This is a genomic window from Duganella sp. AC917 (assembly GCF_979258245.1).
In genome coordinates, this window is record NZ_OZ409848.1 from 3,174,014 (window position 1) to 3,187,016 (window position 13,003).

Annotated in this window: 12 protein-coding genes; 6 read left to right on the forward strand and 6 right to left on the reverse strand. The window is 66.2% G+C overall.

What is annotated here, in order from left to right:
• Positions 1-43: 43 nt before the first annotated feature.
• The 5 genes from ACZ0BA_RS13695 to ACZ0BA_RS13715 all read right to left on the reverse strand — a co-directional run bounded on the left by ACZ0BA_RS13695 (position 44) and on the right by ACZ0BA_RS13715 (position 6,959).
• Positions 44-982 carry a lipase family alpha/beta hydrolase gene (locus tag ACZ0BA_RS13695; protein WP_463451813.1) on the reverse strand — a complete coding sequence of 313 codons (939 nt, stop codon included), beginning with the start codon at positions 980-982 and terminating at the stop codon, positions 44-46.
• Positions 983-1,080: 98 nt separating this feature from the next.
• Positions 1,081-2,676, reverse strand: a complete 1,596-nt coding sequence (locus ACZ0BA_RS13700; RefSeq protein ID WP_463451814.1) for a GMC family oxidoreductase N-terminal domain-containing protein — start codon at positions 2,674-2,676, stop codon at positions 1,081-1,083.
• Positions 2,673-3,197, reverse strand: a complete 525-nt coding sequence (locus tag ACZ0BA_RS13705; protein WP_463451815.1) for a hypothetical protein — start codon at positions 3,195-3,197, stop codon at positions 2,673-2,675. The genes ACZ0BA_RS13700 and ACZ0BA_RS13705 overlap by 4 nt, the downstream gene beginning before the upstream one ends.
• 93 nt (positions 3,198-3,290) lie before the next feature.
• Positions 3,291-6,005 carry a M1 family metallopeptidase gene (locus ACZ0BA_RS13710; RefSeq protein ID WP_463451816.1) on the reverse strand — a complete coding sequence of 905 codons (2,715 nt, stop codon included), beginning with the start codon at positions 6,003-6,005 and terminating at the stop codon, positions 3,291-3,293.
• A gap of 141 nt (positions 6,006-6,146) precedes the next feature.
• On the reverse strand, positions 6,147-6,959 hold the full coding sequence (locus tag ACZ0BA_RS13715) for an RNA methyltransferase (protein WP_463451817.1): 813 nt from the start codon (positions 6,957-6,959) through the stop codon (positions 6,147-6,149).
• Positions 6,960-7,158: 199 nt separating this feature from the next.
• Here ACZ0BA_RS13715 and ACZ0BA_RS13720 point away from each other — a divergent pair, with 199 nt between their 5' ends.
• The 6 genes from ACZ0BA_RS13720 to ACZ0BA_RS13745 all read left to right on the forward strand — a co-directional run bounded on the left by ACZ0BA_RS13720 (position 7,159) and on the right by ACZ0BA_RS13745 (position 12,282).
• Positions 7,159-7,941 carry an inositol monophosphatase family protein gene (locus tag ACZ0BA_RS13720; protein WP_463454751.1) on the forward strand — a complete coding sequence of 261 codons (783 nt, stop codon included), beginning with the start codon at positions 7,159-7,161 and terminating at the stop codon, positions 7,939-7,941.
• Positions 7,942-8,166: 225 nt separating this feature from the next.
• A complete protein-coding gene (locus ACZ0BA_RS13725) occupies positions 8,167-9,582 on the forward strand; it encodes a DEAD/DEAH box helicase (protein WP_463451818.1) in 1,416 nt (471 codons plus the stop codon).
• A gap of 182 nt (positions 9,583-9,764) precedes the next feature.
• Complete coding sequence (otnI, locus tag ACZ0BA_RS13730) at positions 9,765-10,544, forward strand: 2-oxo-tetronate isomerase (protein ID WP_463451819.1); 780 nt, start codon at positions 9,765-9,767, stop codon at positions 10,542-10,544.
• Positions 10,545-10,611: 67 nt separating this feature from the next.
• Positions 10,612-11,379, forward strand: a complete 768-nt coding sequence (locus ACZ0BA_RS13735) for a hypothetical protein (protein WP_463451820.1) — start codon at positions 10,612-10,614, stop codon at positions 11,377-11,379.
• An 18-nt stretch (positions 11,380-11,397) separates the two neighbouring features.
• Positions 11,398-11,820 (forward strand): hypothetical protein, encoded by a 423-nt coding sequence (locus ACZ0BA_RS13740; protein ID WP_463451821.1) that lies wholly within the window; start codon positions 11,398-11,400, stop codon positions 11,818-11,820.
• An 87-nt stretch (positions 11,821-11,907) separates the two neighbouring features.
• A complete protein-coding gene (locus tag ACZ0BA_RS13745) occupies positions 11,908-12,282 on the forward strand; it encodes a TraR/DksA family transcriptional regulator (protein ID WP_463451822.1) in 375 nt (124 codons plus the stop codon).
• A 127-nt stretch (positions 12,283-12,409) separates the two neighbouring features.
• Here the strand turns inward: ACZ0BA_RS13745 and ACZ0BA_RS13750 are convergent, their stop codons facing one another.
• A complete protein-coding gene (locus tag ACZ0BA_RS13750; RefSeq protein ID WP_463454855.1) occupies positions 12,410-12,964 on the reverse strand; it encodes a hypothetical protein in 555 nt (184 codons plus the stop codon).
• Positions 12,965-13,003: the final 39 nt, after the last annotated feature.

Genomic DNA, 13,003 nt, shown 5'->3' on the forward strand with positions numbered 1-13,003 from the left:
GAGTAACCTTACAGCAACAAATCACGCAAAAATTCACACAAAATCACACAGGTGTTGCGGTTTTGATTTCCGACAAAGCGCAACGCATGATTTCCGGGTGCCGGCCCAGCGCAACATGGCCAATTGCACCAAACACCAGGTTGCGCGCCCCGGGCAAATCGCTGGAATGCTGTGGCGCGACGATGTTGTCGTGCACCGAATAAATCGATGAAAATAATTTGCGTTGCAAATCCGCCTCAGTGGCGGCCAGGGCGGCCAACCAGGCGCTGTCGCGCCGCATCTGCAACGCGTTACTTCCAGGACCGAAGCCGGCCAGCGTGGTGCCGTGGTGCGGCGTGCCGAGCGTGATCACGCGGGCGATATGGACGTGGCCGTGGCGGCGCAAGTACGCCCGCGCCACCAGCCCGCCCATGCTGTGCGCCAGCACGATCACTTGCTTGCTGCCAGTCTCGGCGCACAAGCGCTCGACGGCCGCGTGCACCTGCGGCACGAAGTCGTCGATCGACGCGCCGGGCGGCTCCAGGTCGATACCGTAATGGCTGATGTGCGCTTGCGTCAGCAGCTTGCTCATCGGAAGCCAGTAGCCGCTGTTGCAGGCGTAACCGTGGATCAGCAGCACCGGCAGGCCGCGCGCCTGCCGGTGCAGGCGCAGGCCCACCGGCCGCAGCATGTAGTAGGACGATGTCAACATCGATGACAAAAATTCATGCGCGACCAGCCGGATCGCGGTGAGGGGATTGAGTGCGTGGCCGTCCGGCGTGGCGCCGCCGGCGCGCCGGCTCAGGCGAAAGTTGTTGACATTGATGAGCAGGCGCACCAGCAGCACGACGGCGGCCGCGACGCTCAGGCAAACGAGCGCCGCGACCGGCGTGCCCACCGCCTCGCGCCACGCCGGCTGCCACCATCGATAAAGCCACAACGACAGCGCCAGCATCGCGCCGATCTGGACCGCTAATAGAACGACAAGGAAACGTTTGATCATGGTCTCATCATACTCCCGTGACACAAACGCAGGTAGAGGCTAAAGCGAACTGAACGAGATGTAAAACCCGTCGGCGCAACAACTGCAACCAGCGGCGGCTAGCGCGTCATGGCCGATGCCAGCGCGGTGGCCAGTCGCGCCACCACGCCATACACCGACAGCTGCGGATTGGCGCCGATCGACGTCGGGAACAGCGAGCCGTCGTGCACCGAGACGTTGCGCAGGCCGCGATAGCGGCCGTCGGCATCGGTCACGCCCAGCCGCTCGTCGGCCACCATGGCGCAGCCGCCCATCACATGCGCCGACACCACACGCGTGGCCAGCAACTTGAAAGGCAGGTCCTCGATCGCGGACCTGGCTTGCTGCCAGCTGGTGTACTCGCCGGCGGCCTCGTGCACCGGCATCACCGTTTTGGCGCCGGCCGCGAACTGGATTTCGGCCATCGTCAGCATGGCGCGCCGCGCGCCGTCCCACAGGTAGTCGCCGATCGGATAATCGAGCACCGCCGCGCCGTCGCCGGCCAGCGCCACGCTACCGCCCGGCGCCTCCGCGTGGAAGCCGTCGCGCAGCAGCGCCAACAGCGCCTGCGCGTGCGGGAACTGCGCCATCATGCGCGCGTGCTGCCGGCCGAAGCCGGCCATCGTGGTCGACATCAACACCGGATGCAGCGGCGGCGCCTCCAGCTTGTAGCCGATGGCGCCGTCGATCGCGCCGGTGTGCAGGAAGTGGTCCGAGTACACCGACTGCGGGGCGCCGGCGTAGGCGTCCACGCGCTGCGCGAAGACGGCCGCCGACACCAGCGTCGGATGCAGAAAGGTGCGTTTGCCCAGCAGGCCGTGCGGATCGGGCGCGCTGGAACGCAGCAGCAGCGCCGGCGTGTTGATGGCGCCTCCGGACAGCACAAAATGCCTGGCGCGCAAGCTGATGCGGCGCCCCGTCGGCGCCAGCCCGGCCGCGTCGAGCGCGACGCAATCGAGCTGCGCCACCTTGTCGTGTTCGATCACCAGCCGTTCGGCGCGGGCGCGTGTCAGCAAGGTCGCGCCCAGCGCCAGCGCCGCCGGGATTGTGGTGACCAGCATCGACTGCTTGGCGTTGGTCGGACACCCCATGCCGCAATAACCGAGGTTCCAGCAACCGTTGACGTTGCGATGGATGATGCCGGTCGCGATGCCCAGCTTGCCCGCGCCGCGCCGCAGCACATCGTTGTTCTCGTTTGGCGGCGGCGCCCATTCGGCGATGTTGAGACGTTGCTCCATCATCGCGAACCACGGTGCCATCGACTCGGGCGTGTACTCGGTCAGGCCGTAGTGCCGGTTCCAGTATGCAAGCGTGCCGGGCGGTGTGCGGAAGCTGCTGGTCCAGTTGACCGTGGTGCTGCCGCCAACGGTGCGCCCCTGCAGGATGTTGATGCCCTTGTCGCGGGTCTTGCGCGCGGCCGACTCCTGGTACAGCGCGGGATAGGCCTCGGCCTCGCGCATCTTGAAGTCGCTCGACGACTTCAGCGCGCCCTCCTCGACGATCAGCACGCGCAAGCCGGCGCGCGCCAGGATCTCGGCCGTGACGCCGCCGCCGGCGCCGCTGCCGACGATGACAACGTCCGCCTCCAGCACCAGGTCGTCGGTCAGGCGGGCGCAGTCGGTCACGCGCCAGCCGGCGGCCAGGCCGGCGCGGATCGGATCGGCGATGACGCTCATGCCAGCAGCTCCTTGAGCGGACCGGGATAGCCGATCGCCACCCAGGTCGATGGATCGGCGTACCAGGCGCCGAGTATCAGATCGTGCAGCGCCAGATAGGCGATTTGCAGCGTGGCGAGGCGGTGCGTGCGCCAGCTTTGCAGAAAGTCATGGACCTGCTGCGGCGTGGCGCCGTCCCAATCGCTGGAGAGGCCGGCCAGCCAGCGCCGCGCCGGGCCCAGCGAGAGCAGGCCGAACAAATCCTGGATTTCTTTTTGGGTGGCCAGCGGCAGCGCCAGGATGGCGTCGCGCACGCGCGCCGTGGCGGCCGTCACGGCGTCGGCGCGGGCGGCCGGATCGTCCGGCAGCGCGGACGCCAGCATGGCCGGAACCACGGCCGCCAACACGCCGTGGGCGGCGCCGTCGAGCATGAACGGCCGGGCCGGAGACGGCGGGTTGCGCTGGCGGTAGACGGCGCCGCCGAACGCGAGGGCAATCGCGCTGGCGGCGCCGATCTTCAGAAAAGATCTGCGGCGGGTCATGGTCTCCGTCCATTTGCTGTTATTTACGGCAAAGTGTACAGAGTTTTCGACCCGCCGCAGCGGCGCGGCGGCGGTAAAACTAGAGGAAAACGCCTAGTGCGCGCCGGCCGCTTTGGCGTCCGCGAGGGCGCCAGCCGGTTTGGCGGCCAGGAAGGCGTCGGCCGCCTGCGCCAGCGTGGCCTTATGCGCCAGCTGAATGCGCGCCGATTCCATGCCGCGCGCCAGGTTGGACGCCATGTCGGCCGGCACCTGCGCCTTCAGCCACGCCTCGATCTCGTCGAGCGGCGCCGCCTGCCAGAAGATCTCCGGGCTGTACTGCGCCAGGATCATCGGGCCGAACGGCTGCTGCGGCGCCAACAGGCGCTCGCTGTGCGCGCGGAAGGTGCTCCATGCCAAGGCCGGATGCTGGTCGGCCAACGCCGCGACCAGTCCGAAGCGCACACCGTCGGCTTGCTTCGGTATTTCGTCCGACAGCGCGATGTCCGCCGCGCGCGCGGCCAGCGCCGGATCGGTCACCTGCGTCAGCGCATGGTAGTAGCGGCGCAGTTCGGTCTCGTTGGCGGCGCCCTTGGCGATCGCGTGCAGTTGGTCGAAATCGGCCGCGCTGGCGTTGTGGGCGACGATCGCCAGCACCATCGATTGCTCGTCGGCCTCGATGGTCTTGCGGTCGCCGACAAAGGCGGCAAAGCGTTTGCGCGCCTCGGCCAGAACTTCCTGGTCGCCCCAGCTGCCCAGGTCGGTCAGCAAGGCGCGGCGCAGCTTGCGCGCGCCCGGCGACTCGTCGGCCTTCGGGTCCCAGCCCAAGGTCAGCGACAGCGGCTTGAGCAGCGAGCGCGCGTAGGCGGCAAAGGCCGTATGGCCGGCGGTGCCGCGCTCGGCGCTTTCGATGACGGCCAGCGCCTCGGTGATCTGATCCCACGAGCGCTGGTTTTGCGACGTGCCCATGGCCGAGGCCAGCGCCAGATAGTTGGCCAGCGGCTGCGCGCCGGCGCCCACCAGCGCCCACTGGTCGTCAAGCAGCGCGATGCGGTCGCCGTCGGCCATGGCGCCGAAACCGCGCGCGTTGAGCGCGAAGGTGGCGTCATCGTAGGTGCTGCGGTAATAGCCGACCACGCCGGCGTTGACGCTCAGCGTCTCGTCGCAGCGACCGGCGGCCACGCCGCTGGCGCTGCCGTCGAGCAGCAGCGGGCGCGGCGCGCCGGCGCCGCTGCGCACCTGCAGCGGGATCGACCAGCTGGCCTTGGCGGCGGCCGCGTCCTTGCCGATGCCCTGGCGCAGGAAGCGTTGCTGCGTCAGCGCCAGCGTGCGGTTGCCGGCGGCGTCGCAACTGGCTTGCACCGACACCAGCGGGAAGCCGGGCTGGGCGGTCCAGGAGGCGGCGATGTGGCTGATCTTGCCGCCGCCGGCGCCGTCGAGCGCCTGCCACAGGTCGCCGCTGAAGGTGTTGCCGTAGGCGTGGGTTTGCATGTACTTGCGGATGCCGGCGCGGAAGGCGTCGGCGCCCATATACGTTTCCATCATGCGCAGCACGGCCTGGCCCTTGTTGTAGGTGATGGCCGGATCGAAGGCGTTGGTCGCGTCGAGCTCGTTGACGACGTGCTGGCGGATCGCGTGCGAACCGGCCAGCGCGTCGGCGTTCATGGCGTCCTCCTTGGTGGCATCCTCGCGCTCCCACCACAGCCAGCCGGGATTGCGCAGGTCGGTCTGCTTGGCCGCCATCCACGACGCGAAGCTTTCGTTCAGCCACAGCTCGTCCCACCAGCCCATCGTGACCAGGTCGCCGAACCACTGGTGCGCCATCTCGTGGGCCTGGATGCTGTAGACGTCCTGGCGGTTGCCCATCGTACTCGACGGCGTGATCAGTAGCGCCTGGTCGTTGTAGGTGATCGCGCCCCAGTTCTCCATGGCGCCGCCAAAGCCGCCCGGCACCGCGATCGAATCGAGTTTTGGCAGCGGGAAGCGGACACCGAAGTAATCGTTGTAGTCGGCCAGGATCTGCGCCGCGTTCGCCAGCGCCTGCTTGCCGCCCTGCTCCTGGCCTTTGACGGCCACCACGCCGAGTTTGGTGCCGTCGCTCTCGCCGCTGATCTGCGCCAAATTGCCGGCCGAGAATTCGACCAGGTACGACGCCATCTTCGGCGACGGCTGGAAGCTGGTGGTGGCCAGCGCGCCCTTCACGCTGCGTTTGGCGATCGGCATGTTCGAATACGCGGCCCACTTGGCCGGCACCGTCACGTTCAGCTGGAACACGGCGCGGAAGGCCGGCTCGTCCCAGCAAGGGAACATGCGGCGCGCGTCGGTGGCCTCGAACTGCGTGCTGAGCATCCTGTCCTTGGCGCCGCCCGGCGCCGTGTACTCCTGCAGGAACAAGCCGACCGCGTTGGTTTCGATCCGACCCTGGTAGGCAAAGCTCAAGGTGTGCTTGCCGGCGGCCGCCGGCTTGTTCAACGTGATGGTGGTCAGTTGCGCCTTGTCGTCGGACACCACGGTCTTGACCGGCTTGCCGTCCAACAGCACCTTGCTCAGTTTCTGGTTCAGCGAATTGAACTGGATGGTGGCGCTGGCCTCGCGGAAGTCGAGCACGATGCTTTCGGTGCCGGCGACGGTGCGCTTGTCGAGGTTGGGCGTGAGCGAGATCGTGTATTCGAGCGGCACCACGTTCTTGGGCAGCCGGCCCGGCGCGGCGGCAAACGAGAAGGTCTGCGCGGTGCCGGTATCGCTACCGGCATGGGTATTGGCCCAGGCCGGCGTGGAAGGGAAGATCGTCGCCAGCGCGATGCTGACGCCGAGTGCTAAGGTTGAACGCATGCCTGCTCCTGATGGGTTTGAGAGTGTTGCCTAGATGCCAGCATTGTAGGTTGGCAGCAGGAATATACACGGTAAAACCCGGGTTCGTGGCGACGTTTTCAACGCCTGCTATCACTCCTCGTCACTCTCGATAACCCACTATTACTCCTTGGTTGGGGGACGTGCGCTCATGCGCCGGGCGATGCCGCGCAAGATGTTGACTTCTTCCGTCTCCAGCTGCGCGCGCGAGAACAGACGCTTGAGCCTTGGCATCAGTTTGCGCGGATTGTCGGCGTCGAGAAATCCGATGTTCACCAGGCCCTGCTCCAGATGCTGGTACATGCCCTCGATCTGCGCCAGGCTGGCGGCCTCGCCATGGAAACCGACCTCGCCGACCTCGCCGGGCGCACTCCGGTCGCCGGCCGGCTGGCGCGGCGTGTGGGTGACGCCGGCGCCGTCGAGCACCGCCATGCGGCATTCGTAGGCCAGCACCTGCGCCGCCTGCGACAGGTTCAATGACGAGTATTCCGGATTGGCCGGGATGTTGATCAGCACGTTGCATTGTTCGACCAGCTCGTTCGGCAGGCCGAAGCGCTCGTTACCAAAAATCAGCGCCGCGTGCAGCGCGGGTTGGGCCACCAGCTGCGTCGCCAACTGGCGCGGCGTCAGCACCGGCGGCGAGAATTCGCGCAGCCGCGCCGACACGGCGGCGGCGAAGTTGATGCCGTCAAGCGCCTCGGCCATGCTGCCGACCACCCGCGCGCCGTCCAGGATGTCCTGCGCGCCGCTGGCGAAGGCGACCGCCTCCGAGTCCTGGACGGCGTTGTCGAACCGGGGCGTGACCAGCACCAGGTCGCTGTAGCCCATGGTTTTCATGGCCCGCGCGACCGCCCCGATATTGCCGGCCCGGCTGGTCTCGACCAGAATAAATCGCAGGCGGGTAAAAAGATTCGTGTTGGTTTCGGGCAGGTTCATTTAAAATAGCGCTATTGCGCGGTATCGATACAAAAACTTCAACCTTGCGGCCAGGCCAACAGCCAGCCCGCAAACCCGGATTTTACCCTGTCGGCGCCGCTCCGCTCTTTAATTCACTCTTGTCCTCTAGCGCGCCGCCGCGGCCCTGTCCGCCGGTGGGCGTTAGCGTTCTTTTAACGGAAAAGCTACCATGCACCCAATGCTCAACACGGCGATCAAAGCCGCCCGCCGCGCCGCCGCCGTCATCAACCGCGCCTCGTTCGACCTCGACCGCGTCATCGTGACCGAGAAAAACCACAAGGACTTCGTCACCGACGTCGACCAGGCCGCCGAACAAGCGATCATCGAGGTGCTGTCCAAAGCCTATCCCGACCACGCCTTCCTGGCCGAGGAATCGGGTCCTTCCAAGAACGCCAACGACGAGACTGAATACACGTGGATCATCGACCCGCTCGATGGCACCACCAACTTCATGCACGGCTTCCCGCAGTACTGCATCTCGATCGCGCTGTCGCAGCGCGGCGTGATCACCCAGGGCGTGATCTACGACCCGGTGCGCAACGACCTGTTTACCGCCACCAAGGGCGCCGGCGCCTACCTGAACGACAAGCGCATCCGCGTGACCAAGCTCGACCGCATCGCCAACGCGCTGCTGTCGACCGGCTACCAGGCCGGCAATGCCAAGGCGCTCGACGAATACCTGAAGATGTACGGCATCATGGCCGAGCGCTCGCACGGCGTGCGCCGTCCGGGCAGCGCCGCGCTGGACCTGGCCTATGTGGCCGCCGGCCGCCTCGACGGCTTCTACGAGAAGGGCCTGAAGCCTTGGGACATCGCCGCCGGTTCGCTGATGGTGACCGAGTCGGGCGGCATCGTCGGCGAGTTCAACGGCGAGTCGGACTACCTGTACAAGGGCGACATCATCGCCGCCAGCCCGAAAATCTTCGGCCAGATGGTCGGCTTGCTGACGCCTTACGCCTGATCGGCGGTCGTGCATGGCCCCACATCGGGGCGTGAAAGACATTCTGTTACAAAAAAAGGGAGCGCGCGCTCCCTTTTTCATTTCTCGATTGAAACATCAAGCGCGCATAGCTGTTATACTGATAGCTGCGGCATCTGACCAGTCCTTTGCGCCGCAATCCAAAAATCCGATTGCCTGCGACTGGCGCCCTCCGCGGCGACAGGCCGATCTTCATATAAAGTTACCATGTCATTTTCCTCCCTCGGTTTGTCCGACGCTATTGTCCGTGCTGTCACCGAAACCGGTTACACCACGCCGACCCCGATCCAACTGCAGGCGATCCCGGCAGTCCTGAACGGCGGCGATTTGCTGGCGGGCGCGCAAACCGGCACCGGCAAGACCGCCGGTTTCACGCTGCCGCTGCTGCAACGCCTGTCGACCGACGCCAGCGGCGCGGCGCAGACCAGCAACACCAGCCAGCGTCCGATCCGCGCACTGATCCTGACCCCGACCCGCGAACTGGCGGCCCAGGTCGAGGAAAGCGTGCGCATCTACGGCAAGTACACCAAGCTGAACTCCACCGTGATCTTCGGCGGCGTCGGCATCAACCCGCAGATCAAGCAGCTCAAGCACGGCGTCGACATCCTGGTCGCCACGCCGGGCCGTCTGCTCGACCACATGGAACAGCGCACCGTCAACCTGTCGCAGGTTGAGATCCTGATCCTGGACGAAGCCGACCGCATGCTCGACATGGGCTTCATCCGCGACATCAAGAAAGTGCTGGCCGCGTTGCCGGCCAAGCGCCAGAACCTGCTGTTCTCGGCCACCTTCTCGGACGAGATCAAGGCGCTGGCCGACGGCCTGCTGAACAAGCCTGCCACCATCGAAGTGGCGCGCCGCAACTCGACCGTGGAAGTGATCGCGCAAAAGATCCACCCGGTCGACCGCGACAAGAAGCACCCGATGCTGGCGCACCTGATCAAGTCGAACGACTGGTCGCAAGTGCTGGTGTTTACCCGCACCAAGCACGGCGCCAACAAGCTGGTCGAACAGCTGGGCGCGGACGGCATTGGCGCGATGGCGATCCACGGCAACAAGAGCCAGTCGGCGCGCACCAAGGCGTTGTCCGAGTTCAAGGACAACAAGCTGCAAGTGCTGGTGGCCACCGACATCGCCGCGCGCGGCATCGACATCGACCAGCTGCCGCACGTGGTCAACTACGACCTGCCGAACATTCCCGAAGACTATGTGCACCGCATCGGCCGCACCGGCCGCGCCGGCGCCACCGGCGAAGCGGTCTCGCTGGTCTGCGTGGACGAGCACGACATGTTGAAGGACATCGAAAAGCTCATCAAGCAAACCCTGCCGCGCGAAGTGATCCCGGGCTTCGAGCCGGACCTGAACGCGCGCGCGCAACCTGTGCAACTGCGCAGCGCCGGCCATCGTCCGGGCGGCGGCGGCCGTAGCGGCGGCGGTGGCGGCCAAGGCCGTGCCAAGTCGGGCGGTGGCGGCGGCGGCGCCAAGACCGGCGGCGGTGGCGGTGGCGGCAACAAGCCACGCGCACCCGGCGCACCCGCCGGCGGCAACGGCGGCGGTCCGCGCACGGGCACCAGCGCCCCGCGTTCGGCGGCCCAGCACCGCTCGGGCGGTCGCGGCCGATAAGCCGACCTCGTCCTGATGCAATGCCGTTCAGCGCAAGTTGAGCGGCTTTTTTTTCGGGGTCAAGTCTGTCATTCGGACATTTGTCCGAATGACAGACTTGACCCCGGGGGTTAAAAAGCTTTTTTGTCTTGTCGGGCAAATATGGTTTACGATATCGGATTGCTAACGATTATCGGAACGTCATGCCCCGCTTCGCCGCCAACCTGTCGATGCTTTTTACCGACGTGCCCTTCCTCGACCGCTTTGCGCTGGCGCGCGAGGCCGGCTTCGACGGCGTCGAATTTCTGTTTCCTTACGCGTATGGGGCCGAGCAGATCGCCGAGCGCTTGCGCCGCCATCAATTGCAGCTGGTGCTGTTCAACCTGCCCTGCGGCGACTGGGATGCCGGCGACCGCGGCATGGCCTGCGATCCGCTGCGTGCCGATGAATTTCGCGCAAGCGTGCGGCCGGCGCTGGACTATGCGCTGGCGCTGGGCGTGACCCAGCTGCATTGCATGGCCGGCAAGGTGCCGGCCGGCCTGGCGCCCGAGGTCGCGCGCGCGACCTATATCGACAACCTGCGCCACGCCGCCGATCTGGCCCTGCCGCACGGCATCGACCTGCTGATCGAGCCGATCAATCATTTCGACATGCCCGGCTATTTCCTCAACCGCAGCGCGCAGGCGCTCGACATCATCGCCGAGGCCGGCCGCGCCAACCTGTTCCTGCAGTACGACATCTATCACATGCAACGCATGGAGGGCGAACTGAGCAATACCATCCGCGCCCACCTGCCGATGATCAAACACATGCAGGTCGCCGACACCCCCGGCCGCCACGAGCCGGGCACCGGCGAGATCAACTACCGCCACCTGTTCGCCCTGATCGACCAGCTCGGCTACAAGGGCTGGCTGGGCTGCGAATACGTTCCCGCCGGCGACACCATCGCCGGCCTGGACTGGCGTGCCAGGCTGACGCGGTGATCTGTGCATTCGCAAAGCAGTCGTATGAACCGAGCGTAACAATAGTCCCAACCCTAGAGGAGCACTCATGAAACTGCCGCGTCTTTTCCTGTTACTCGGATTGCTGGCCCTGCTTGGCGGTTGCGCCAGCAGCACGCCGCGCATGGCCGAAGTGCGCGCCTTTGCCGCCCAGGCGCCCAAACTCAACGCCTATCATGAATTGACCGAGCGCTACCGGACTACCTACCAGCGCGAGCAGCCCTTCCTGACGGCCGCCGCCGACGCCCGCGAGGCCGAGCTCGACGCCAGGCGCCGGCAGGCGTGCGACGACTTCGTCAAGCTGCAATACGGCGTGCAGGCTTATATGCAAACGCTCGGCGTGCTGGCCGGCGACGAGCAGTTCGAGCTGCGCGACCAGATCAAGACCATCAGCGGCGGCATCAAGGCCTGGCCCGACTCCGGCATCGAGGAGCGCCACGTGAACGCTTTCGCCAACCTGACGCGCCTGCTCGCGCGCGCCATCACGGCGCCGGCGCAGGAACGCGCCGTCAACCAGGTCATGCGCGACGCCGCCGAACCGGTGCGCGAATTGCTCGACGCTATGACCACGCTGCTGCGGCTGTACGACAAGTCCAGCGAAAACGAGGAGCGCATCGTCATCGGCATGCTGGAGTCGGAGATTCCCTTCCTCGACCCGACCCGCGACCGCCTGCTGACGGCGCTGGCCAAAAGCCAGCAGCAGAGCAAACAAGCCGAGTACCGCCTGATCGGCCAGCGCCAGACCCTGGCGCAGAAAAACCTGGCGGCGATCGAACAGAGCCACCGCGCGCTGCTCGACCAGATCCCGTCCAACTAAGCCCACACAGGAGCCGCGATGACTACCAATCCCATCCAACTGGACATCGAAGCGCTGGCCGACAGCCTGTCCGCCAGCGCCGACGCGCTGCACACCCGCCTGATGCGCGACCTCCGCCAGAAGCCGCCGGCCGTGGCGCAGACGGTCGCGCAGGCATTGTTCGAAAACGAGGTGGCTCTGCGCCAGCACGCCAACAGCCTGTACCTGGAGGCGGCGGTGCTGGCCGCGAGCGGACTGGGCGGCGCCCAGAAGCAATTGCTGGACGTGACCGCCCGCGCGCAGGAAAAAATCCGCAAGATCGCGCACACCAAGGATTTGATCCAGCTGACCGGCGAACTGCTGACGCTGGCGGCCGCCATCGCCAGCGGCAAACCGGGCGACATGTCCAAACCGTTCGAGGCCATCAAGCATCATCTAGAAGCGATGGACGCGCCCGGCTGACGCGGCCCGCGCCGCCACCTGCCGGCGCTGACGAGTGCGCCGAACAAACCGCGCCTTCACCGGTCCAACGATGTAAGGAGCGCGCGGATGAACGGACTGGACGAACATCAATGGCAGACCTTGCGGGCGCGGCTGGAGCGCGCCCGCAATGCGCTGCTGAGCCAACTCGCCGGCGATCTCGACCGCGACACCGACCTGCGCCTGCCGATGCCGCACGAGGCCGAAGCCTCGCCCGCCGACAACGCCAGCCAGCGCACGCTCAACGCCCTGGTCCACGAGACGGCAGCCCACACCGGCAAGCAGTTGTCCATGGTCAGGCGCGCGCTGACCAAGTTCGACGACCAGAGCTACGGACTGTGCGAAAACTGCGGGGAGGAAATCGGCTTTTCGCGGCTCGACGCGCGACCGGAAGCGCGCCTGTGCATTGGATGCCAGACGCGCACGGAACAACGGCGGCGCTGACGTCCGCCGGTCATCGGTTTGGCAGCGGAGTCATGGGCGGATTAGCCGTAAAGCGTATCCGCCATGAGCCGTCGGCCGCGCTTGTCGGATTACGCTACGCTAATCCGACCTACATGTCGCGACGCAATTACGCCGGCACGGGCCGCGAGTTCGGATTGAAGTCGCGCCAGTCGCCGCCGCTGATGCTGCCCTCGGCCCGCTCGACATCCTTGGCACCCAGGCCGCGCAGCACGTCGAGCGCCTGCTGTTCCTGCCCGCTGTCGACCACCTCGACCGCGATCATCATGCCCGACTTGCGCGGCGCGCTCATGTTCTCCGAACTGCCCTCCTCCGCTTCGCCCGCGTCCTTCAACTTGGAAAAGCTGAACAACGAACCGACGTGGGCGCCGACCAGCGCGCCGACCACCGGTCCCAACGGGCCGGCCACCGGAATCGCCGCGGAGCCCGCCACGGCGCCCGCCACCGCGCCGGTGGCGCCGCCCTGGACCACGCCGTCGTCGGTTTCCTTGGCGCCGGGCGACTTGTCGTGGTCACCGCCGAGCTCATACATATCGTGCTGCCCTTGTGGATTGACATAGAACGCGCTGATGCGTTCGGCCGCGAAGCCCGCGCGCAGCAAGGCGATGCGCGCATCGGCGATTTCATCCTGTAACTGGAAATGCCCCGCAATAATATTGCTCATGCTTTTCTCCCTGGTTTCGGCCGAAGGCCCGATCAGCGC